The sequence below is a fragment of the Streptomyces sp. AC512_CC834 genome, assembly GCF_019049325.1.
GTDB lineage: Bacteria > Actinomycetota > Actinomycetes > Streptomycetales > Streptomycetaceae > Streptomyces.
This window is the reverse complement of the sequence record NZ_JAGMUO010000045.1, coordinates 12,846-33,442: the sequence shown is the minus strand read 5'-3', so window position 1 is coordinate 33,442 and position 20,597 is coordinate 12,846. Positions and strand designations below refer to the sequence as shown.

Annotated in this window: 24 protein-coding genes; 5 read left to right on the top strand and 19 right to left on the bottom strand. The window is 68.8% G+C overall.

What is annotated here, in order from left to right; genetic code table 11:
• Positions 1-218: 218 nt before the first annotated feature.
• Both KUM40_RS18155 and KUM40_RS18150 read left to right on the top strand, forming a co-directional pair.
• Positions 219-1,061 carry a helix-turn-helix transcriptional regulator gene (locus tag KUM40_RS18155; RefSeq protein ID WP_217167030.1) on the top strand — a complete coding sequence of 281 codons (843 nt, stop codon included), beginning with the start codon at positions 219-221 and terminating at the stop codon, positions 1,059-1,061.
• A gap of 7 nt (positions 1,062-1,068) precedes the next feature.
• A complete protein-coding gene (locus KUM40_RS18150; protein WP_217167029.1) occupies positions 1,069-1,290 on the top strand; it encodes a DUF397 domain-containing protein in 222 nt (73 codons plus the stop codon).
• Here the strand turns inward: KUM40_RS18150 and glmS are convergent.
• Complete coding sequence (gene glmS / locus KUM40_RS18145) at positions 1,251-3,098, bottom strand: glutamine--fructose-6-phosphate transaminase (isomerizing) (protein WP_217167028.1); 1,848 nt, start codon at positions 3,096-3,098, stop codon at positions 1,251-1,253. The genes KUM40_RS18150 and glmS overlap by 40 nt on opposite strands.
• Positions 3,099-3,211: 113 nt before the next feature.
• Positions 3,212-4,018: a hypothetical protein gene (locus KUM40_RS18140; RefSeq protein ID WP_217167027.1), complete on the bottom strand. Its 807-nt coding sequence runs from the start codon at positions 4,016-4,018 to the stop codon at positions 3,212-3,214.
• A 318-nt stretch (positions 4,019-4,336) separates the two neighbouring features.
• On the opposite strand from KUM40_RS18140, the gene coaA reads away from it, so the two are divergent.
• Complete coding sequence (coaA, locus tag KUM40_RS18135; protein WP_217167026.1) at positions 4,337-5,326, top strand: type I pantothenate kinase; 990 nt, start codon at positions 4,337-4,339, stop codon at positions 5,324-5,326.
• 47 nt (positions 5,327-5,373) lie between these two features.
• Positions 5,374-6,315 carry a DUF389 domain-containing protein gene (locus tag KUM40_RS18130; RefSeq protein ID WP_217167025.1) on the top strand — a complete coding sequence of 314 codons (942 nt, stop codon included), beginning with the start codon at positions 5,374-5,376 and terminating at the stop codon, positions 6,313-6,315.
• A 111-nt stretch (positions 6,316-6,426) separates the two neighbouring features.
• On the opposite strand, the gene glmM is transcribed toward KUM40_RS18130, so the two are convergent.
• The 4 genes from glmM to KUM40_RS18110 all read right to left on the bottom strand — a co-directional run bounded on the left by glmM (position 6,427) and on the right by KUM40_RS18110 (position 10,453).
• Complete coding sequence (glmM, locus tag KUM40_RS18125; RefSeq protein WP_217167024.1) at positions 6,427-7,785, bottom strand: phosphoglucosamine mutase; 1,359 nt, start codon at positions 7,783-7,785, stop codon at positions 6,427-6,429.
• A gap of 232 nt (positions 7,786-8,017) precedes the next feature.
• A complete protein-coding gene (gene rpsI / locus KUM40_RS18120; RefSeq protein ID WP_217167023.1) occupies positions 8,018-8,542 on the bottom strand; it encodes a 30S ribosomal protein S9 in 525 nt (174 codons plus the stop codon).
• Between the two features lie 42 nt (positions 8,543-8,584).
• Positions 8,585-9,028 (bottom strand): 50S ribosomal protein L13, encoded by a 444-nt coding sequence (rplM, locus tag KUM40_RS18115; protein WP_003974239.1) that lies wholly within the window; start codon positions 9,026-9,028, stop codon positions 8,585-8,587.
• A gap of 207 nt (positions 9,029-9,235) precedes the next feature.
• Complete coding sequence (locus KUM40_RS18110; RefSeq protein WP_254395283.1) at positions 9,236-10,453, bottom strand: glycosyltransferase 87 family protein; 1,218 nt, start codon at positions 10,451-10,453, stop codon at positions 9,236-9,238.
• 74 nt (positions 10,454-10,527) lie between these two features.
• Between KUM40_RS18110 and KUM40_RS18105 the strand changes: the two genes are divergently transcribed.
• The gene (locus KUM40_RS18105) at positions 10,528-11,448 is read left to right on the top strand and encodes a hypothetical protein (RefSeq protein WP_217167022.1); all 921 of its coding nucleotides are present in this window, start codon (positions 10,528-10,530) and stop codon (positions 11,446-11,448) included.
• A gap of 57 nt (positions 11,449-11,505) precedes the next feature.
• Here KUM40_RS18105 and truA read toward each other — a convergent pair whose 3' ends face one another.
• From truA to rpsE, 13 genes are all read right to left on the bottom strand, one after another.
• Complete coding sequence (gene truA, locus KUM40_RS18100; RefSeq protein ID WP_217167021.1) at positions 11,506-12,363, bottom strand: tRNA pseudouridine(38-40) synthase TruA; 858 nt, start codon at positions 12,361-12,363, stop codon at positions 11,506-11,508.
• A 74-nt stretch (positions 12,364-12,437) separates the two neighbouring features.
• Positions 12,438-12,962, bottom strand: a complete 525-nt coding sequence (gene rplQ / locus KUM40_RS18095) for a 50S ribosomal protein L17 (RefSeq protein WP_217167020.1) — start codon at positions 12,960-12,962, stop codon at positions 12,438-12,440.
• 111 nt (positions 12,963-13,073) lie between these two features.
• Positions 13,074-14,096, bottom strand: a complete 1,023-nt coding sequence (locus tag KUM40_RS18090; protein ID WP_069171149.1) for a DNA-directed RNA polymerase subunit alpha — start codon at positions 14,094-14,096, stop codon at positions 13,074-13,076.
• Positions 14,097-14,334: 238 nt separating this feature from the next.
• A complete protein-coding gene (rpsK, locus tag KUM40_RS18085) occupies positions 14,335-14,739 on the bottom strand; it encodes a 30S ribosomal protein S11 (protein ID WP_007443997.1) in 405 nt (134 codons plus the stop codon).
• 66 nt (positions 14,740-14,805) lie between these two features.
• A complete protein-coding gene (gene rpsM, locus KUM40_RS18080) occupies positions 14,806-15,186 on the bottom strand; it encodes a 30S ribosomal protein S13 (RefSeq protein WP_217167019.1) in 381 nt (126 codons plus the stop codon).
• A 186-nt stretch (positions 15,187-15,372) separates the two neighbouring features.
• Complete coding sequence (gene rpmJ, locus KUM40_RS18075; protein WP_003974245.1) at positions 15,373-15,486, bottom strand: 50S ribosomal protein L36; 114 nt, start codon at positions 15,484-15,486, stop codon at positions 15,373-15,375.
• A 175-nt stretch (positions 15,487-15,661) separates the two neighbouring features.
• Positions 15,662-15,883, bottom strand: coding sequence for a translation initiation factor IF-1 (infA, locus tag KUM40_RS18070; RefSeq protein ID WP_004927214.1), 222 nt, complete (start codon positions 15,881-15,883; stop codon positions 15,662-15,664).
• A 189-nt stretch (positions 15,884-16,072) separates the two neighbouring features.
• Positions 16,073-16,909, bottom strand: coding sequence for a type I methionyl aminopeptidase (gene map / locus KUM40_RS18065; protein WP_217167018.1), 837 nt, complete (start codon positions 16,907-16,909; stop codon positions 16,073-16,075).
• A 162-nt stretch (positions 16,910-17,071) separates the two neighbouring features.
• The gene (locus tag KUM40_RS18060) at positions 17,072-17,725 is read right to left on the bottom strand and encodes an adenylate kinase (RefSeq protein WP_217167017.1); all 654 of its coding nucleotides are present in this window, start codon (positions 17,723-17,725) and stop codon (positions 17,072-17,074) included.
• Positions 17,725-19,038 (bottom strand): preprotein translocase subunit SecY, encoded by a 1,314-nt coding sequence (secY, locus tag KUM40_RS18055; RefSeq protein WP_217167016.1) that lies wholly within the window; start codon positions 19,036-19,038, stop codon positions 17,725-17,727. Before secY ends, KUM40_RS18060 begins: the two co-directional genes overlap by 1 nt.
• Positions 19,039-19,306: 268 nt before the next feature.
• The gene (gene rplO / locus KUM40_RS18050; RefSeq protein WP_053746341.1) at positions 19,307-19,762 is read right to left on the bottom strand and encodes a 50S ribosomal protein L15; all 456 of its coding nucleotides are present in this window, start codon (positions 19,760-19,762) and stop codon (positions 19,307-19,309) included.
• A gap of 2 nt (positions 19,763-19,764) precedes the next feature.
• Positions 19,765-19,947, bottom strand: a complete 183-nt coding sequence (gene rpmD, locus KUM40_RS18045; protein ID WP_006140898.1) for a 50S ribosomal protein L30 — start codon at positions 19,945-19,947, stop codon at positions 19,765-19,767.
• A 2-nt stretch (positions 19,948-19,949) separates the two neighbouring features.
• Complete coding sequence (rpsE, locus tag KUM40_RS18040; protein ID WP_217167015.1) at positions 19,950-20,552, bottom strand: 30S ribosomal protein S5; 603 nt, start codon at positions 20,550-20,552, stop codon at positions 19,950-19,952.
• Between the last annotated feature and the right edge of the window lie 45 nt (positions 20,553-20,597).

The window sequence follows — 20,597 nt, the reverse complement described above, 5'->3', positions numbered from 1 at the left end:
CGGCTCGGACGTCGTTCGGGATGTAGAGGGAGTACTCCCACGGGTCGGTTTCGGGCATGCGGCAGCTCCTGCTCGGTGGTGAGTGGTTGAGTGCGGGGGTCGGTGGCAATGCCGCGCGCGTCCTGGCAGGACGGAGCGGTGCGCTTCCGGCGCCCCGGGATTCCGCAGAGTGTTCAAATCTGCCCCCGAACGAGGCACGTTGAACCGAGGAGCCGTCGATGCCGCTGAGGCGCGAACCAACAGAACGCCAGAAGCGACTGGGTACGGAACTGCGCAGGCTTCGTGACGCCACAGGCCTCAAGGCCCGTGAGGCGGGAGAGTTGCTCGGGGTCAGCTCCGTGCAGATCAGCCAGATCGAATCCGCCCTGGCAGGGGTGAGCGAAGCACGCCTGCGCCGCCTCGCCGGCCACTACAGGTGCACGGACGGGGAATTCATCGACGCCTTGGTCAAATTGGCGACCGATCGGACGCGCGGTTGGTGGGAGGAGTACCGCTGGCTACTGCCCACACCGTTTCTCGACCTCGCCGAACTGGAACAGCACGCCACCTTCTTGCGGGAGGTGGGGTTCCTGTTCATCCCCGGCCCTCTCCAGACCGAGGACTACGCACGCGCCGTGTTCTCCTACCGCGTTCCCGAGCTACCACCCAAGGAACTGGACCTGCGCGTTCGGCACCGTATGCGCAGGAAGCAGAGCCTTCAGGCCACCCCGTACGAGGCGATCATCCACGAGGCCGCCCTTCGCATCATGGTCAGCGACCGTGCGGCCTCACGAGCACAGCTCGACCATCTTCTGCAACTGACGGATGCGGGCAACGTCACCGTACGGGTCATTTCTCTTGACCTGGAGGGGTTCGCCGGTGCCGCGAGCGCGATGGTGTATGCGGGAGGCACCGTGCCGAAACTGGACACCGTCGCGCGCGACGCACCGCACGGCACGGCCTTCATCGACGGCGAGGACCAACTCCGCGCATTTCGAACGCTCTTCCGTAAGGTGGAGAGTGCGTCGCTCGACCCCGACAAGTCGCGCGACTTCATCCACAGGTTGACGAAGGAGCGGTGAGGGACGCATGGGCACCCCCGGCAACTGGCGGAAGTCGTCCTACTCAGGTCCCGGCGACGGCAATTCCTGCGTGGAGATAGCAAACTCCCCCACACTCGTCGCCGTACGTGACTCCAAGACCCCGGCGACGGCCGCCCTCGCCTTCCCGCCCACCACATTCGCCACCTTCGTCGACGCCCTGAAGCCCGCTCACTCCACCGTCACCGACTTCGCCAGGTTGCGCGGCTGATCCACCTCGTTGCCCCGTGCCGTCGCCAGTTCACAGGCGAAGACCTGCAACGGCACCGTCGCGACGAGCGGTTGGAGCAGCGTCGGGGTGACCGGGATGCGGACGAGGTGGTCGGCGTAGGGGACGACCGCCTCGTCGCCCTCCTCGGCGATGACGATGGTGCGGGCGCCGCGGGCCCGGATCTCCTGGATGTTGGACACGATCTTGTCGTGGAGGACCGAGCGGCCGCGCGGGGACGGGACGACCACGACGACCGGCAGGTCATCCTCGATCAGCGCGATGGGCCCGTGTTTCAGCTCGCCCGCCGCGAAGCCCTCGGCGTGCATGTACGCCAATTCCTTGAGCTTGAGGGCGCCTTCGAGGGCGACGGGGTGGCCGACGTGCCGGCCCAGGAACAGCACCGTGTTCTTGTGGGCGAGGGAGCGGGCGAGTTCGCGTACCGGCTCCATGGTCCCGAGGACCTGTTCGACGGCGCCGGAGATCCGGGAGAGGTCGCGGACGACGTCGCGGATCTCGTCGCCGTACTTGGTGCCGCGGACCTGGCCCAGGTACAGGGCGACCAGGTAGCAGGCCACCAGTTGGGTGAGGAAGGCCTTGGTGGAGGCGACGGCGACCTCGGGGCCCGCGTGCGTGTAGAGCACCGCGTCGGACTCGCGGGGGATCGTCGAGCCGTTGGTGTTGCAGATGGCCAGCACCCTGGCGCCCTGTTCGCGGGCGTGGCGCAGCGCCATGAGGGTGTCCATGGTCTCGCCGGACTGGGAGATCGCGACGACCAGGGTCTGCTGGTCGAGGATGGGGTCGCGGTAGCGGAACTCGCTGGCCAGCTCCACCTCGCAGGGGATCCGCGTCCAGTGCTCGATGGCGTACTTGGCGATCAGCCCGGCGTGGAAGGCCGTACCGCAGGCGACGACGACGACCTTGTCGACCTCCCGGAGTACCCCCGGCGGGATGCGCACCTCGTCCAGGCTCAGCGTGCCGGAGCCGTCGATGCGGCCGAGGAGGGTGTCGGCGACGGCCTTCGGCTGCTCGGCGATCTCCTTGAGCATGAAGGAGGCGTAGCCGGCCTTCTCGGCGGCCGAGGCGTCCCAGTCGACGTGGTAGGAGCGGACGTCCGCCGGGGTGCCGTCGAAGCCGGTGACCCGCACGCCGTCCCGGCGCAGTTCGACGACCTGGTCCTGGCCCAGCTCGACGGCGTCCCGGGTGTGGGCGATGAAGGCCGCCACGTCCGAGGCGAGGAAGTACTCCCCCTCCCCCACGCCCACCACGAGCGGCGAGTTGCGGCGGGCGCCCACCACCACGTCCGGCGCGTCCGTGTGCACCGCGACCAGCGTGAACGCGCCCTCCAGCCGCCGGCACACCAGCCGCATCGCCTCGGCGAGGTCGGCACAGGCGGAGAACTCCTCGGCGAGCAGGTGGGCGACGGCCTCGGTGTCGGTCTCCGAGACCAGCTCGTGGCCGCGCTCCTCCAGCTCCGCCCGCAGCCGCGCGAAGTTCTCGATGATGCCGTTGTGGACCACGGCCACCCGGCCCGCGTTGTCGAGGTGCGGGTGGGCGTTGGCGTCGGTGGGCCCGCCGTGGGTGGCCCACCGGGTGTGGCCGATGCCGGTCGCGGCGGACGGCAGCGGGTGTTCGGACAGTTCCTTGTCGAGGTTGACGAGCTTGCCGGCGCGTTTGACGGTGGCGAGGCCGCCGTCCGCGAGGACGGCGACGCCCGCCGAGTCGTATCCCCGGTATTCGAGCCGCTTCAGTCCGGCCATCACGACATCGAGCGCCGACTGAGACCCTACGTATCCCACGATTCCGCACATAAGCGGCAGCCTACGAGCAGAATCGGCCACGGAGCGGACACGAAGCGGGCTTCACGTGCCCGAAATCGGAAATTTCCGCCGGGGCGCGAACGCCGTCCGCGGGTACCGGTGCGTCAGCCCAGCTTGGCGACCTGTGCGTCGATGACCTCCGTGGGGACCTCGAAGTCCGCGCCGGTCATCACGGAGGAGAGGTTGACGACACTGAAGGTGGCGAGCGTGGATCCCTTGCGGACCACGACGATCTTCATGAGACCGCTGCTGTCCTTGCCGGTGGCGACACCGAGGTCGACGGCGAGCCCCTCGTCGCCGCCCTTGGGGGCGTCCGTCTCGCTCACCTTGGTGACCCGCATCTTGTCGCTGCCCACGGTGGCGTCGAAGCCGCCCGCGCACTTCTCGGCGGCCGTGTTGAGCGCCGCCAGCGCCTGCTCGGCGCCGCCGTCCTCGTAGGAGGCGACGTTCAGCATGATCTGGTTCACGTCGACGGTCGTCATGTCCTGGCCGTCCGGGCCCTTGCTCTCGGAGGGCGCCTCCGACTGGCCCGACCAGGAACGCTGCACGTCCGCCGCCGACTCGCCCTGGGCCACCGCGGCCTGGACGTGAACGAGCGGCAGGCAGGTCTCGTCGTCCGTCGAGATCTGGTCCTTCGCGACCTTGTCCTCCGCCGGCAGCTCGGTGGTGACCTCGCCGTTCTTGACGTCGGCCTGGGCGAGGGCGACCTTCTCCAACTCGGCGGCGGTCAGCGCCTTGCCCGCCGGGGCGGACTGGTCCGCGTCGCCCGCGGGGGCCGACTGGTCCGCCTTGGCCTTGTCGTCACCGGCCGCGCTGTCGTCGTCGGACGATCCGCCACAGGCGGTGGCAAGCAGGGCCAGGGCGGCGGCGGAGGCCGCGAGGGCGGTACGGCGGACAGCGGTCGAACTCACGTTGCACTCTTTCGTCAGGGTCACATCGGTGTCGCACCGGTGTGACATCGGGATCGCGTCGGATCACGTCAGGATCGCGTTGGGATCGCGCCGGGATCGCGTGCTTCGGGTCGTGTCGGAGTCTGTCGGGTCACGTCGGCACCGACGTCGGGCTCCGGTCGACTTTGCTCGCACCATACCTACGGCAATCGCACGTGCGATCGATAACAGGCCACCCGAGACCCGACCGTGACCTCGCCGGAGCCGTCGGCCGCGGCGGACCGGCCGGCGTGACGCAGCCCACCTGCCGCCCCGTTCAAACTCCGTTAACAATGGACTGTGATCTCTCCGGTCCCCTCGATTCCCCGGAGCGCCCACCGGTCCCGGCCGGAGGCGACTCCCTACGTCGACCTCACCCGCCCCGAGTGGAGCGCGCTGCGCCACAAGACGCCGCTGCCGCTGACCGCCGAGGAGGTCGAGAAGCTGCGCGGCCTCGGCGACGTCATCGACCTCGACGAGGTGCGGGACATCTACCTCCCGCTCTCCCGGCTCCTCAACCTCTACGTCGGCGCCACCGACGGCCTGCGCGGCGCGCTGAACACCTTCCTCGGCGAGCAGGGCACCCAGTCCGGCACCCCCTTCGTCATAGGGGTCGCCGGCTCGGTCGCGGTCGGCAAGTCCACCGTCGCCCGCCTGCTCCAGGCGCTGCTCTCCCGCTGGCCCGAGCACCCGCGCGTCGAACTGGTCACGACCGACGGCTTCCTGCTGCCGACGCGGGAACTGGAGGCACGGGGCCTGATGTCGCGGAAGGGTTTCCCCGAGTCGTACGACCGCCGGGCCCTGACCCGCTTCGTCGCCGACATCAAGGCGGGCAAGGCGGAAGTCACCGCTCCCGTCTACTCCCACCTCATCTACGACATCGTCCCGGACCAGAAACTCGTCGTCCGCCGCCCCGACATCCTGATCGTCGAGGGCCTCAACGTGCTCCAGCCCGCGCTGCCCGGCAAGGACGGCCGCACCAGGGTCGGACTCGCCGACTACTTCGACTTCAGCGTGTACGTCGACGCCCGTACCGAGGACATCGAGCGCTGGTACCTCAACCGTTTCAAGAAGCTGCGCGAGACCGCCTTCCAGAACGCGTCCTCGTACTTCCGCAAGTACACGCAGGTCTCGGAGGAGGAGGCCCTCGACTACGCCCGCACCACCTGGCGCACCATCAACAAGGCCAACCTGGTGGAGAACGTGGCCCCCACCCGGGGCCGGGCCACCCTGGTGCTGCGCAAGGGCCCCGATCACAAGGTGCAGCGCCTGAGCCTGCGCAAGCTGTAGGTGGCGCAAGTTGTGACGGGGGCCGCGGTCGACGGTAGAAATAGCGGATGCTGCAGTTGCGCGTGATCACCCCGGCCGACCGCACCGACGAAGTGGTCCACCTGATCGACCGTACGGTCGGCACCACCCACCTCGTCGTGCTGCCGGGCGTGGCCCGCGATCCCGAGGGCGACGTCGTCATGTGCGACGTGGCCCGCGAGGCCGGTGACGAACTCATCAACGGCCTGCGGGCGTTGGGCCTCGACAGCTACGGCGCCATCACCGCCGAGAACATCGACCTGTCGCTGTCCGAGCGCGCCGACAAGGCGGAGCGGGACGCGCCGGGCGAGGCCGCCGACGCGGTGCTGTGGGAGCAGTTGGAGGAGGCGACGCACGAGGAGTCGACCCTCTCCATCACCTACGTCGCCTTCCTCACGCTCGCCACGATGATCGCGGCCTGCGGTGTCGTCCTCGACAACGCGATCCTGATCGTGGGCGCGATGGCGGTCGGACCGGAGTTCGGCCCCCTCGCCGGGATCTGCACGGCGATCGTCCAGCGGGCCCCGCGGCTGGCGCTGCGTTCACTGACCGCCCTGCTGGTGGGCTTCGCGGTGGCGATGGCGGTGACGGTGGGCTTTAGCTGGGTCATGACCGCGTTCGACCAGTTCAGCGAGGGCAAACTGGAGGGCGACCGGCCCAACACCGGCTTCGTCTACGCCCCCGACGCCTTCTCCTTCGTGGTGGCGATCCTCGCCGGCATCGCGGGTACGCTCTCGCTGACCTCGGCGAAGTCCGGCGCCCTGGTGGGGGTCGCCATCTCCGTCACCACGGTCCCGGCGGCCGCCAACGCGGCCGTCGCCCTGAGCTTCGGCGACACCAACCAGACGGTCGGCTCCAGCGAACAGCTCCTGCTCAACCTGGCGGGCATCGTCGTGGCCGGAACACTCACGCTGCTCGCTCAGAAGGCGTTGTGGGCAACTCAGCGAGGCCGGATGAGTAAACCCACCTAGGGACCCGGGGCTCTGCTGATGTGCGGCTCCGCCGCGCGGGCGCGACAAGCCACGACGGCGCCGCACCCCGCAACGCACAGAACCCCCCACCCCGAACCCGGCCCCGCAGAACTACCCCAGCGCAGACTTCACGACGTCGGCCAACCGCCCCGCCACAGCCCGAGCCTGCTCGATGTCCGCGGCCTCCACCATCACCCGCACAAGAGGCTCGGTCCCGGAGGGACGCAACAGCACCCGCCCGGTGCTCCCCAGCTCACGCTCGGCCTCGGACACCGCCGCGGCCAGCTCGGCAGAGGTCGTCACCCGGGACTTGTCCACGTCCGGCACATTGACCAGCACCTGCGGCAGCCGGTCCATCACGGACGCGAGGTCCCGCAGCGTACGGCCGGTCTGCGCGACCCGGGCCGCCAGCATCAGGCCGGTCAGCGTGCCGTCGCCGGTGGTGGCGTGGTCGAGGATGATGACGTGGCCGGACTGCTCGCCGCCGAGGGCGTAGCCGTGCTCCTTCATCTCCTCCAGCACGTACCGGTCGCCGACGCCGGTCTGCACGAAGCGGATGCCCTCGCGCTCCATGGCGAGCTTGAAGCCCAGGTTGGACATGACGGTCGCCACGACGGTGTCGGACCGCAGCGCCTCGCGCTCCCGCATCGCCAGCGCGAGCACGGCGAGGATCTGGTCGCCGTCCACCTCCGCGCCGGTGTGGTCCACGGCCAGGCAGCGGTCGGCGTCGCCGTCGTGGGCGATGCCGAGGTCGGCGCCGTGCTCGATGACGGCGGCCTTGAGCAGGTCGAGGTGCGTGGAGCCGCAGCCGTCGTTGATGTTGAGGCCGTCCGGGACCGCACCGATGGTGATCAGTTCGGCGCCGGCCCGCGCGAACGCCTCCGGCGAGACCCGGGAGGCCGCGCCGTGCGCCTCGTCGAGGACGATCGTCAGTCCGTCGAGACGGTTCGGGAGGACGCCGACGAGGTGGGCGACGTACTGGTCGAGCCCCTGGTCGTAGTCCCGGACGCGACCGACGCCGGCGCCGGTCGGGCGGTCCCAGGGGGCGTCGGCGCGGTGTTCGGCGTAGACGGACTCGATGCGGTCCTCCAGCTCGTCGGCGAGCTTGTGGCCGCCGCGGGCGAAGAACTTGATGCCGTTGTCCGGCATGGCGTTGTGGCTCGCGGAGAGCATCACGCCGAGGTCGGCGCCGAGCGCGCCGGTGAGGTGGGCCACCGCGGGCGTCGGCAGCACGCCGACCCGCAGCACGTCCACGCCGGCGCTGGCCAGGCCCGCGACCACGGCGGCCTCCAGGAACTCCCCGGAGGCGCGCGGGTCTCGGCCGACCACCGCGGTCGCCCGGTGCCCTGCGAAGGTGCCCGCCTCGGCCAGTACGTGCGCCGCGGCGACGGAGAGGCCCAGCGCCAGCTCGGCCGTCAGATCCGCGTTGGCGACACCGCGCACGCCGTCCGTGCCGAAGAGTCGTCCCACTTGTCCTCCTGAGGAAACGTCAATTCCTTGAAGCGGCTGCCGGTGCGGCCCACGCCACGGCTCACGCCATCCGATCACACAAGCCTTTGAGCCTTTGAGCTTCTCAGCGCTTGAACGTCTTGTGCTGTTATACGCCCAACGACGGGGATAAACGAACGCCCCGGCAGCACAGTGGCGTGCCGCCGGGGCGTTCGGAGTACAGCCGGTACCAGCCGGAACCAGCGGGTACGACTTAGCGCTTGCTGTACTGCGGAGCCTTGCGGGCCTTCTTCAGACCGGCCTTCTTGCGCTCGACCGCACGGTCGTCACGCTTGAGGTAACCGGCCTTCTTGAGGGCGCCGCGGTTGTTCTCGACGTCGGCCTCGTTCAGCGCGCGGGCGACACCGAGACGGAGCGCACCGGCCTGACCGGAGACGCCGCCGCCCGAGATGCGGGCGATGACGTCGTAGCGGTTGTCGAGCTCGAGCACCTTGAAGGGCTCGTTGACTTCCTGCTGGTGCACCTTGTTAGGGAAGTAGTCCTCGAGCGTGCGCCCGTTGACCTTCCACTTGCCGGTGCCCGGGACGATCCGGACGCGGGCGATGGCGTTCTTGCGACGGCCCAGGCCGGCGGCCGGCTGCGGCTCGCCGAACGCGGAGGCCATGGACTCCGAGGTGTACTCGCCCTCGACGGGCACCTCGGACTCGGTGGTGTAGCTGTCGATGTCGACCTCTTCGAGCGGCTGCTCAAGGGTGGTCTCGGGAGTGGTCTCGGCCACGATGCTCCTCAGATTCTCTTCAGTCTTAAAGGGTGGCCGGAACTACTGCGCGACCTGGGTGATCTCGAACGGCTGCGGCTGCTGCGCGCCGTGCGGGTGCTGGTCACCCTTGTAGACCTTCAGCTTCGAGAGCATCTGACGGCCCAGGGAGTTCTTCGGGAGCATGCCCTTGATGGCCTTTTCGACCGCCTTCTCCGGGTTCTTGTCCAGGAGCTCGTCGTAGCGCACGGAGCGCAGACCGCCCGGGTATCCGGAGTGGCGGTACGCCATCTTCTGGGTCCGCTTGTTGCCGGAGAGGTGCACCTTGTCGGCGTTGATGATGATGACGAAGTCACCGGTGTCGACGTGGGGCGCGTAGATCGGCTTGTGCTTGCCGCGCAGGATGGAGGCCGCAGTGGTGGCCAGACGACCCAGGACGACGTCCTGGGCGTCGATGACGTGCCACTGACGCGTCACATCGCCGGGCTTGGGGCTGTACGTACGCACGGTTCGTAGCCTTCGCTTCTTCAGTGAGTGGTCCTGACATGGTCACCGAAGACGATCACGACAGCCCTGACCGCACCGCGGTGACGCATACCGCGTGCAGGTCGCTGGTCATCGGTCCCGGTAGACCGGTGTAAGGGCCCCTCACGTGAGAATGAGCAAGCCAATACACATACGACTGTGCAGAATACCCGGGGTCCGGCAGCCTGGTCAAAACGGGGTCGCCGGGGCCCGCGCGGGTTCCGGCGCCGCCTCCCGTGCGTGCGCGGCGCCCACATGATCGTCGGCGGCCGCCGTGCCGTTCCACGCCTGCCGGGCGACCGTCGCCGCCAGCACGCACAGGGTGAAGGCGTCCCGGAAGGCCCGCCGCCGCTCCGACTCCAGCCAGGGCCAGGTCAGCCCCGGTACCTGGGGCACCAGGGCGATCCAGAACCACGCCCCGCGGGCCACCGACCCGGCGTACGGCAGCCCGGCGAGCAGCAGCGGCAGGGCGACCAGGAGGTAGTGGTCGTAGGACGGCCGGGAGACGAGGAACGCCGAGAGCATCAGACCCGCGCCGGTCTCCGCGAGCCGCAGCGGGCCGGGATCGGCGCGGCGCCAGCGCCGGTACGCGCAGAGCACCCCGGCGCAGGCCGCCGCCACCGCGAGCCCCTGCGCGAGCGCCGGCGGCACGCCGAGCCGGGGCAGTACGGCCGCCGGGGACGCCTCGTAGAGCCGGACGAAACCGTCGTCGCCGTGCAGCAGGAAGGGCAGGGTGCGGGTGAAGAAGCCGGCCGGGTCGGGCATCGTCAGCGCCGCCGCGGCGGAGGCCAGCGCAGGCACCAGGACGGCCGCCGCCAGCGCCCGCCACCGCCCGGCGAACAGGAACAGCAGGACGACCGGCGCGAGCAGCGGCTTGAGCGCCACGGCCGCGCCGATCACCGCGCCCGCCGCCGTCCACCGTCCCCGGCTCGCCAGCAGCAGGGCCAGCGGAAGCGCCACCGTCGCCGTCACCGTCCAGTTGCCGAGGCGCACGAGGTGCCCGAACGGCGCGAAGCCCAGCGCGAGCCCCGTCAGCCCGAGGGCCGCGAGCCGGCTGCCGAGCGGCACGCGGTGCAGCCGCAGCGCACACGCCCAGGCCAGCGTCAGCAGGACCGTCACCGCGCACGGCACCAGTACGCGCAGCACGGCCCCGGGCAGCAGCGCCTGCGGAACGGCGGCCAGGACCGCGCTCGGGAGATAGAGGAAGTGCGGATCGTCGTAGGGGGAGCCACCGGCCAGCCAGGTGCGGGCGGCCCGCACGACGATCGCGTTGTCCATCCCTCCGTCCGAGGTCACCCTCGCCGCGTGTGCGGCGGACGCCGCCAGCACCGTCACGAGCACCGCCCACAGGTGCCCTCGCGCCGGTCGCACCAACCACCCCGAGATGTCGCTTTTGCCCGTCCGCATGAACGGAACGCTAGGCCCTGCGGGGCCCGGGGACGCGCACCAGCACGCCTCTCGGCCCGTCTAAGATGCGGCCCATGAGCTTTGGGCAGGGGGGACCTCAGTCACAGTGGGATCCCTGGAAACCGCAATCGCAGCAGCCACAGGCGCAGCCGCCGCAACAGCCGCAGCAGCCCTGGAACAGTGGTGACAGCGACAACACCCCGGACTGGGCGGCTCTCGCCGAGGCCTCCGAGGCCCGTGCCAAGCGGCGCCGGCTGTTCTTCATCGGCGGCGGCGCGCTGGCCACCGTGGCGATAGCCGGTGCCGTCGCCGTGGCGGTGGTCTCGGCGAACGGCTCCGACCAGGCATCCGGCGGCGGTACCTCGCAGCTCCCCACGACGGCGGAGATACCCAGCTCGACGGCGACCGAGCCGTCCTTCGCGCCGACCAGCGCCCCGCCGCCGCTGGACCCGAAGGACTTCGTCTCCAGCGCCAAGAAGGACAAGGCCCCGCTCAGCCCGGACCTGCTCTTCCCCGGCACCCAGCTCACCATGGGCGAGACGGTCTACAAGAAGGGCCCGACGGCCGACACCCGCACCTGCGGCTCCGCCGCCCAGGGCACCCTGCCGAAGGTCCTCGACGCCAATGACTGCACCCGGCTGATCCGCGTCACCTACACCAAGGGCGACACCTCCGTGACGGTCGGCGTGGCCGTCTTCGACACCGAGGCGCAGGCCACCAAGGCCAAGAAGCAGGCCGACAAGAAGAGCATCGTGCGCTCCCTGTCCGGCGGCGGCGTCAAGTCCTTCTGCACCGGCGCCGTCTGCCGCTCCACCACCAACTCCTACGGCCGCTACGCCTACTTCACCGTGGCCGGCTTCGCGGGCGCCAAGGACGTCACGGAGAAGTCCACCGGCGTGTTCCGGGCCGGTGACGACCTGGCCGAGTTCGCCTTCCGGCAGATCCGCCGCCGCGGCGAGGCCCAGGCGTCGGCGGCGGCGGAGGCACAGGGCTGACGCCGCCGCCGACACCGGCGCCCGCTCGCCGGTGCCGGTACCCGCCCGTCGGTACCGTCAGCAGCAGCCGGCTCCCGGCAGCGACCGCTTGTTGCGCGCCTCCTTGTTCCGGGCCGCCAGCAGCTCGTCGGCCGGGTAGCCGACCTCCTCAAGCGTCAGCCCGTGCGGCCGTACGACGTGCACCGCGGAGTCCCGTACGCCCGCGGCGAGCACCTTCGCCGGCCAGTCGGGCGTGCGGTGCCCGTCGCCGACGAACAGCAACGCCCCGATGAGGGAGCGCACCATGTTGTGGCAGAAGGCGTCGGCCCGCACGGTGGCGGTGACGATCCCGTCGTCCTCGCCACGCACCAGGCTCAGTTCCTGCAGCGTCCGGATGGTGGTGGCCCCCTCCCGCTTCTTGCAGTAGGCGGCGAAGTCGTGCTCGCCCAGCAGTCCGCGGGCGGCCTCGTTCATGGCGTCCACGTCGAGGGGCCAGTCGTGCCACAGGACGTGGCCGCGCAGCAGCGGGTCGACGCCGCCGGGGTTGTCGGTGACCCGGTAGGCGTAGCGCCGCCAGACCGCCGAGAACCGGGCGTTGAAGCCGCTGGGCGCCTCCCTGAGGGCCCACACCCGTACGTCCCTCGGCAGCCGTCCGGCGAGCCGCTTGAGCAGCTTCACGTGATGCTCGGCCCACACCTCGCGCTCCAGGTCGACGTGGGCGACCTGACCCCGCGCGTGCACCCCGGAGTCGGTCCGCCCCGCCACGGTCAGGTCGTACGTCTCGCGCGACCGCGTGACCGTCCGCAGCGCGTCCTCGATCTCGCCCTGCACGGTCCGGCGCCCGCCGGCCTGCTTGGCCCAGCCGGAGAACTCGGCCCCGTCGTAGGAAAGGTCCAGCCGCACCCGTACGAACCCGGGCTGTACTTCGTCACTCACTCCTGGATCCTCTCAGGAACGCGGAACGGGCCCGCCCCGAAGGGGGCGGACCCGTTCAACCGCAAGGCGGAGCCTCAGGCGTCCTTGGACTCCTCGGACTCCTTGGACTCCTCGGCAGGAGCCTCGGCGGCCTCGTCGGCCGGCTTGGCGTCCTCGACGGCCTCGTCCTTCTTGAGGGCGTCTTCCTTGACCGCGCGCTTGGTCGCGGCCTCGGCCTCGCCGGTGGCCTGCTGCGACACGGTCAGCGCCTCGACCAGCTCGATGACGGCCATGGGCGCGTTGTCGCCACGGCGGTTACCGATCTTGGTGATCCGGGTGTAGCCACCGGGACGGTTCTCGTAGCGCGGGCCGATCTCGGTGAAGAGCGTGTGGACGACGCTCTTGTCCGTGATCACCTGGAGCACCTGACGGCGGTTGTGAAGGTCGCCCTTCTTCGCCTTGGTGACCAGACGCTCGGCGTACGGACGCAGCTTGCGCGCCTTCGACTCCGTGGTGGTGATCCGGCCGTGCTCGAACAGCGACTTCGCGAGGTTCGCGAGGAGCAGCTTCTCGTGCGCGGCGCTGCCGCCCATACGGGCACCCTTGGTGGGCTTCGGCATGATGTTTCTCCTAGGTGTCTGCCCCGGCCGTATCAGGTACCGAGGTCAGTATCCGAGCGGGCGGTCGCCCGTCGGAGACCCCGCACCCCGAAGGGGCGCGGGGGAGGTGAATCAGTACTGCTCGGTCTCCACGAAACCCGCGTCCGCGTCGTCGTCGGCGCCGAAGGCGTCGGCGGCGGCGGTCGGGTCGAACCCGGGAGGCGAGTCCTTCAGCGCCAGCCCCATACCCGCGAGCTTGGCCTTGACCTCGTCGATCGACTTCGCACCGAAGTTGCGGATGTCGAGCAGGTCGGCCTCCGAACGCGCGACGAGCTCACCCACGGAGTGGATGCCCTCACGCTTGAGGCAGTTGTACGACCGAACGGTGAGCTCGAGCTCCTCGATCGGCAGCGCCAGATCGGCGGCCAGCGCGGCGTCCGTCGGGGACGGACCCATGTCGATGCCCTCGGCGTCGATGTTCAGCTCGCGGGCGAGACCGAACAGCTCGACGAGGGTCTTGCCGGCCGACGCCATGGCGTCGCGCGGACGCATGGCCTGCTTGGTCTCGACGTCGACGATCAGCTTGTCGAAGTCGGTGCGCTGCTCGACACGCGTGGCCTCGACCTTGTACGTGACCTTGAGGACCGGCGAGTAGATCGAGTCGACCGGGATGCGCCCGATCTCCTGACCGAGCTGCTTGTTCTGCACGGCGGAGACGTAGCCGCGACCGCGCTCGACGGTCAGCTCCATCTCCAGCTTGCCCTTGCCGTTGAGCGTGGCGAGGACGAGGTCGGGGTTGTGCACCTCGACACCGGCCGGGGGCGCGATGTCGGCGGCGGTGACCAGACCCGGGCCCTGCTTGCGCAGGTACATCACGACCGGCTCGTCGTGCTCCGAGGAGACGACAAGCTGCTTGATGTTGAGGATCAGGTCGGTGACGTCTTCCTTGACGCCCGGCACGGTGGTGAACTCGTGCAGGACACCGTCGATGCGGATGCTGGTGACCGCGGCACCGGGGATCGACGACAGGAGCGTACGGCGCAGGGAGTTGCCGAGGGTGTAGCCGAAGCCCGGCTCCAGCGGCTCGATGACGAACCGGGAGCGGAACTCGTCGACGACCTCTTCGGTCAACGAGGGACGCTGAGCGATCAGCATGTGTGAATCCTTCAGTCAGGGGCGCCCGCTATTTGACGCCCGACCAGTACTGCAAGGGTACGGGCGATACGACCCGAAAGAGCCGTACCGCCCGGAAACCCTGGTGAAGCGGTGAAACGATGTCGCGGTGAAGCGAGATCAGACGCGACGACGCTTCGGCGGACGGCAGCCGTGCTGCGACATGTGGGGGACAACCCCCACACCCCCAGCCGGAAGCCGAGCCGACGCGACCGGTGCGTCAGACGCGACGACGCTTCGGCGGACGGCAGCCGTTGTGCGGGGTGGGCGTGACGTCCTGGATCGAGCCGACCTCGAGGCCGGTCGCCTGGAGGGAGCGGATGGCGGTCTCACGACCGGAACCCGGGCCCTTGACGAACACGTCGACCTTGCGCATGCCGTGCTCCTGGGCGCGGCGGGCAGCCGACTCGGCGGCCATCTGCGCGGCGAACGGCGTGGACTTCCTGGAGCCCTTGAAGCCGACGTGGCCGGCGGAGGCCCAGGAGATCACGTTGCCGGTCGGGTCCGTGATGGACACGATCGTGTTGTTGAACGTGCTCTTGATGTGCGCGTGGCCGTGAGCGACGTTCTTCTTTTCCTTGCGGCGCACCTTCTTGGTCGCGCCCTGACGTCCCTTGGGGGGCATGTCGTACTCCTACGGGAGGTGGTCGGTCCTACAGCGAAGACCGCTGGACGGCGAGTCCGCTGCGGACTACTTCTTGCCCGGCTTCTTCTTGCCGGCGATGGCGCGACGCGGGCCCTTGCGGGTGCGAGCGTTGGTGCTGGTGCGCTGACCGCGGACGGGCAGACCACGACGGTGGCGCAGACCCTGGTAGGCGCCGATCTCGACCTTGCGGCGGATGTCGGCCTGGACCTCACGGCGGAGGTCGCCCTCGGTCTTGATGTTGTTGTCGACGTACTCGCGGATCGCGACGAGCTGCTCCTCGGAGAGATCCCGAACACGGGTGTTCGGGTCCACGTCCGTGGCAGCGAGCGTCTGCTGCGAGAGGGTCCGGCCGATGCCGAACACGTAGGTGAGGGCGATCTCTACGCGCTTTTCGCGCGGGATGTCAACACCGGAAACGCGTGCCATTCAATGGCTCCAGTTGGTTGTCGGAGGTCTTCCACAGAACCGGTCCCCAACCGCCGTATGAGGTACGAATCGGGTCCCCGGCCTCCGAACCGGGGGTGTCGGACGCCTCGGCGTCCGGGTCCTGCGTATGAACAATTCAGCTCGCGTCGCGCGAAGTCCTGCGAATCGCGGAGGGACGGTGCTGCTTCAGCCCTGGCGCTGCTTGTGGCGCGGGTTGTCGCAGATGACCATGACCCGGCCGTGACGGCGGATCACCCTGCACTTGTCGCAGATCTTCTTGACGCTCGGCTTGACCTTCATTGAGTGAAGTTCTCCGGGCTCAGTGCCCCGCGCCATACGGAGCCGGGCAAGGGAAAGATCTACTTGTACCGTTCGGGAAGACTCTCCCCTGGATCGCTCCGGGGAGTGTGACAGGACGTACCTGTCCGGCGACGACCCTCCCGGCCGCCGGGGCGGGTGCTGGACCCGCCCAAACTCACTTGTACCGGTAGACGATCCGACCACGCGTCAGGTCGTACGGAGACAGCTCCACCACGACCCGGTCGTCAGGGAGGATGCGAATGTAGTGCATACGCATCTTGCCGCTGATGTGTGCCAGGACCTGGTGGCCGTTCTGGAGCTCGACCCTGAACATCGCGTTCGGAAGAGACTCGACGACAGTGCCCTCGATCTCGATGGCACCTTGCTTCTTGGCCACGCTTCGCCCTTCGAATCGACTACCTTGATCGACTCCTGTGCGCCATGTCGCATATCAACCATCAACCTGCAGACATGCCGATACACGGGAGCCGACGAGTCAGTCTACGTCAGCAAACCCGGAAAGGCGAAACGAGGAAGTCTGCCCCGGATACGAGATCGTTATGCAAGGGCTCGCCGGCCACCGCAGTCACGCCAGCGGGTCCGGCGCCGCCGTGACACCCAGCTCCGCCAGCTTCGCCCTGCCCCCGTCAGGAGCCGTCAGGACCAGGGGACCCTGCTCCGTCAGGGCGATGGAGTGCTCCCAGTGCGAGGACCAGGTGCCGTCCGTCGTGATCACCGTCCAGTCGTCCGACAGGACCTCGGTGCGGGGGGTGCCGAGGGAGACCATGGGCTCGATGGCGAGGCAGAAGCCGGGGACGAGCTTGGGGCCCTTGCCGCGCTTGCGGTCGACGTAGTTCAGGAGGTGCGGGTCCATGTGCATCTCGGTGCCGATGCCGTGGCCGCCGTAGTCCTCGATGATCCCGTACTTGCCGCCGCCGGGCCTGGGCTGGCGGCGGATGTAGGTCTCGACGGCCCGGGAGACGTCGACCAGCCGGTTGCCCTGCTTCATGGCCGCGATGCCCGCCCACATCGACTCCTCGGTCACCCGGGAGAGCTCCACCAGCTCCGGGGCGTGCCCCGAGCCGACGAAGGCCGTGTAGGCGGCGTCGCCGTGCCAGCCGTCGATGATCGCGCCGCAGTCGATGGAGATGATGTCCCCGTCCTTGAGGACCACGTCGTCGGACGGGATGCCGTGGACGACGACCTCATTCACGGAGGTGCAGATCGTGGCGGGGAAGCCGCCGTACCCGAGGAAGTTCGGCTTGGCCTCGTGCTCCGCGAGCACCTTGCGCGCGACCTGGTCCAGGTCCTTGGTCGTGGCGCCGGGGACGGCCGCCTCGCGCGTGGCCGCGTGGATGGCGGCGACGACCAGCCCCGCCTCACGCATCTTGGCGATCTGCTCGGGGTTCTTGATCTGCACCATGGGGACTGCGGCCTTTCAGGACTGGGACGGACCGGCGGCGGAGGGGGCGGGGAACGCTTCCAACGATACGGGGCGGGGGCACGCCCCGCCCCACACCCACCCCACAGCACAGCCGCGGCCCCCGAGCGAGCGAGGGACCGCGGCTGAAGCCGGGGCGAAGAACTACTTGTCGCGCTTGAGCGCCTCCAGCGCACGGCCGGTGACCTCGTCCACGGGGCCCGTCGCCGCGATGGTGGCGACCAGGCCCTGCGCCTTGTAGTAGTCGATGATCGGCTCGGTCTGCGTGTGGTAGACCTCCAGCCGCTTGCGGACCGTCTCCTCGGAGTCGTCGTCCCGCTGGTACAGCTCGCCGCCGCAGGTGTCGCAGACACCCTCCTTCTTCGGCGGCGTGTACGTCACGTGAAAGACGTGGGCCGAGTCGTTGCGGCAGACGCGCCGGCCGGCGATCCGCTTGACGACCTCGTCCTCCGGGGCCTCCAGGTCCAGCACCGCGTCGAGCTTCATGTCCTCGGTCTCGAGCAGCTCGTCCAGCGCCTCGGCCTGGGAGACGTTGCGCGGGAAACCGTCCAGCAGGAAGCCGCCCTCGGCGTCGGGCTGCTCCATGCGGTCCTTCGCCATGGCGATGGTGACCTCGTCCGGTACGAGGTTGCCGGCGTCCATGTAGGACTTCGCGAGCTTGCCCAGTTCGGTCTGCCGGCTGATGTTCGCGCGGAACAGGTCGCCCGTGGAGATGTGCGGAATGTGCAGCGTCTCGGCAAGGCGGGTCGCCTGCGTTCCCTTTCCGGCGCCCGGCGGCCCGACGAGGACGATTCGCATCAGCGGAGGAACCCTTCGTAATTGCGCTGCTGGAGCTGGCTCTCGATCTGCTTCACCGTCTCGAGACCGACACCCACGATGATCAGGATGCTGGTGCCACCGAACGGGAAGTTCTGGTTTGCCCCGAAACCAGCCAACGCCATTGTCGGGACGAGAGCGATCAGGCCCAAGTACAGCGAACCCGGCCAGGTGATCCGGTTGAGTACGTAGCTCAGATACTCAGCGGTCGGTCGGCCAGCCCGGATGCCCGGGATGAAGCCACCATACTTCTTCATGTTGTCCGCGACTTCCTCGGGGTTGAACGAGATGGCCACGTAGAAGAAGGCGAAGAACACGATCAGGAAGAAGTACAGAATGATGTGCGGCGTCGCGGCCGTGTCGGCGAGGTTCTTGGTGATCCAGGTCGCCCAGCCCGCCTGCGAGTTCGAGAACTGGACGATCAGCGCCGGGATGTAGAGCAGCGACGAGGCGAAGATGACGGGGATGACACCCGCCTGGTTCACCTTGAGCGGGATGTACGTCGACGTGCCGCCGTAGGAACGGCGGCCGATCATCCGCTTCGCGTACTGCACCGGAATGCGGCGCTGGGCCTGCTCCACGAAGACGACCAGGCCGACCATGACCAGGCCGACGAGGATCACCGTGCCGAACTCGATCCAGCCGCCCGCCAGCTCGCCCTGCTTCTTGATGGCCCACAGGGCCGACGGGAAGGTCGCGGCGATCGAGATGAACATCAGGATCGACATGCCGTTGCCGATGCCGCGGTCGGTGATGATCTCGCCGAGCCACATGACGACGCAGGTGCCGGCGGTCATGCAGATGACCATGACGATGGTGGTGAAGATCGCCTGATCGGGGACGATCTGCCCGGCGACGGTGCAGCCGGAGAAGAGGGCGCCGCTGCGGGCGGTGGCCACCAGGCCGGTGCCCTGCAGGATGGCGAGCGCGACGGTCAGGTAGCGGGTGTACTGCGTGATCTTGGCCGTACCCGCCTGGCCCTCCTTCTTGAGGGCTTCCAGGCGCGGGATCACGACGGTCAGCAACTGCAGAATGATGCTGGCCGTGATGTACGGCATGATGCCGAGCGCGAAGACCGTGATCTGCAGCAGGGCGCCACCGCTGAACATGTTGACCAGGCCGAACAGGCCCTGGTTGCCGGACGCCTGGTCCACGCACTCCTGGACGTTCTTGTAGTCGACGCCTGGAATGGGGATGTGGGTACCGAGCCGGTACACCACGATGATGCCGAGCGTGAAGAGCAGCTTCTTGCGCAGGTCGGGCGTCTTGAACGCCCGGGCGAACGCGGTGAGCACGGTGCCTCCTGCGACCCCCGCGCTACTGCGTCAAGGGTGACGGTCTTGAGGTTCGACTGACGGCTGACAAGTGAACGACTAAGTGGACGACTAAGTGAGTAACGGTGAACCGCCGCTCAGAGTGCCTCATGTGACGCACCCGTGAAAGAGGGCAGCGCAGGCCACCTTACCGGCGGGAGCACTTTCCTTGGAACGACCAACCGGGGATACCCCTTTTGTGGGGTATCCCCGGTCGGGATCGCTCAAGTCATCGGGGCGCCTGAAGGACTCAGACGAGCTCGGTGACGGTACCGCCGGCGGCGGTGATCTTCTCCTTGGCGGAGCCGGAGACGGCGTCGACCGTCACCTGCAGCGCCACGGAGATCTCGCCCTGGCCGAGGACCTTGACGAGGCTGTTCTTGCGAACGGCACCCTTGGCCACGAGGCCCTCGACGGTGACCTCGCCACCCTCGGGGTACAGCGCGCCCAGCTTGTCGAGGTTCACGACCTGGAACTCGGTCTTGAACGGGTTCTTGAAGCCCTTCAGCTTCGGAAGACGCATGTGGAGGGGCATCTGGCCACCCTCGAAGCGCTCCGGAACCTGGTAACGGGCCTTCGTACCCTTGGTTCCACGACCGGCCGTCTTACCCTTCGACGCCTCACCACGACCCACACGGGTCTTGGCGGTCTTGGCGCCCGGGGCGGGACGGAGGTTGTGGATCTTGAGCGGGTTGTTCTCCGCCATGATCAGTCGACCTCCTCGACCGACACGAGGTGGCGGACGGTGTGCACCATGCCGCGGAACTCGGGGCGGTCCTCCTTGACGACCTGCGTGTTGATCCCCTTGAGACCAAGGGAACGCAGGGTGTCACGGTGGTTCTGCTTGCTGCCGATGTAGGACTTGACCTGCGTAATCTTGAGCTGCGCCATGATTACGCACCCGCCCCGGCACGTGCGCGGAGAAGAGCCGCGGGGGCCACGTCCTCGAGCGGCAGACCGCGGCGGGCCGCGACCTCCTCGGGACGCTGGAGACCCTTGAGGGCCTCCACGGTCGCGTGCACGATGTTGATCTGATTGTCGGAGCCGAGCGACTTCGACAGGATGTCGTGGATACCGGCGCACTCGAGCACGGCACGCACCGGACCACCGGCGATAACGCCGGTACCCGGGGACGCGGGCTTGAGCAGCACGACGCCGGCAGCCTTCTCACCCTGGATGGGGTGCGGGATGGTGCCCTGGATGCGGGGGACCTTGAAGAAGTGCTTCTTGGCCTCCTCAACACCCTTGGCGATGGCGGCCGGCACCTCCTTGGCCTTGCCGTATCCGACACCCACGGTGCCGTCACCGTCGCCCACCACGACCAGCGCAGTGAAGCTGAAGCGACGACCACCCTTCACAACCTTGGCGACGCGGTTGATCGCGACAACGCGCTCAACGTAAGCGGTCTTGTCGGCGGCACCGCCACCGTCACGGCCCTTCCGGTCCCGCCGCTCGCCGCCACCGGCACCGCTACCGCGGCGCTGGGGTCCAGCCATTGGAATTACCTCTCTCTGTTTCCGGCGCTGCGCAGCGACATCGGC

Bases quoted from the DNA above. Each gene is read 5' to 3' on its own strand.
- KUM40_RS18155 (WP_217167030.1), top strand. From the start codon at position 219: ATGCCGCTGAGGCGCGAACCAACAGAACGCCAGAAGCGACTGGGTACG.
- KUM40_RS18150 (WP_217167029.1), top strand. From the start codon at position 1,069: ATGGGCACCCCCGGCAACTGGCGGAAGTCGTCCTACTCAGGTCCCGGC.
- glmS (WP_217167028.1), bottom strand. From the start codon at position 3,098: ATGTGCGGAATCGTGGGATACGTAGGGTCTCAGTCGGCGCTCGATGTC.
- KUM40_RS18130 (WP_217167025.1), top strand. From the start codon at position 5,374: ATGCTGCAGTTGCGCGTGATCACCCCGGCCGACCGCACCGACGAAGTG.
- KUM40_RS18110 (WP_254395283.1), bottom strand. From the start codon at position 10,453: ATGCGGACGGGCAAAAGCGACATCTCGGGGTGGTTGGTGCGACCGGCG.
- KUM40_RS18105 (WP_217167022.1), top strand. From the start codon at position 10,528: ATGAGCTTTGGGCAGGGGGGACCTCAGTCACAGTGGGATCCCTGGAAA.
- rplQ (WP_217167020.1), bottom strand. From the start codon at position 12,962: ATGCCGAAGCCCACCAAGGGTGCCCGTATGGGCGGCAGCGCCGCGCAC.
- KUM40_RS18090 (WP_069171149.1), bottom strand. From the start codon at position 14,096: ATGCTGATCGCTCAGCGTCCCTCGTTGACCGAAGAGGTCGTCGACGAG.
- rpsK (WP_007443997.1), bottom strand. From the start codon at position 14,739: ATGCCCCCCAAGGGACGTCAGGGCGCGACCAAGAAGGTGCGCCGCAAG.
- rpsM (WP_217167019.1), bottom strand. From the start codon at position 15,186: ATGGCACGCGTTTCCGGTGTTGACATCCCGCGCGAAAAGCGCGTAGAG.
- rpmJ (WP_003974245.1), bottom strand. From the start codon at position 15,486: ATGAAGGTCAAGCCGAGCGTCAAGAAGATCTGCGACAAGTGCAGGGTG.
- map (WP_217167018.1), bottom strand. From the start codon at position 16,909: ATGGTGCAGATCAAGAACCCCGAGCAGATCGCCAAGATGCGTGAGGCG.
- KUM40_RS18060 (WP_217167017.1), bottom strand. From the start codon at position 17,725: ATGCGAATCGTCCTCGTCGGGCCGCCGGGCGCCGGAAAGGGAACGCAG.
- rplO (WP_053746341.1), bottom strand. From the start codon at position 19,762: ATGGCGGAGAACAACCCGCTCAAGATCCACAACCTCCGTCCCGCCCCG.
- rpmD (WP_006140898.1), bottom strand. From the start codon at position 19,947: ATGGCGCAGCTCAAGATTACGCAGGTCAAGTCCTACATCGGCAGCAAG.
- rpsE (WP_217167015.1), bottom strand. From the start codon at position 20,552: ATGGCTGGACCCCAGCGCCGCGGTAGCGGTGCCGGTGGCGGCGAGCGG.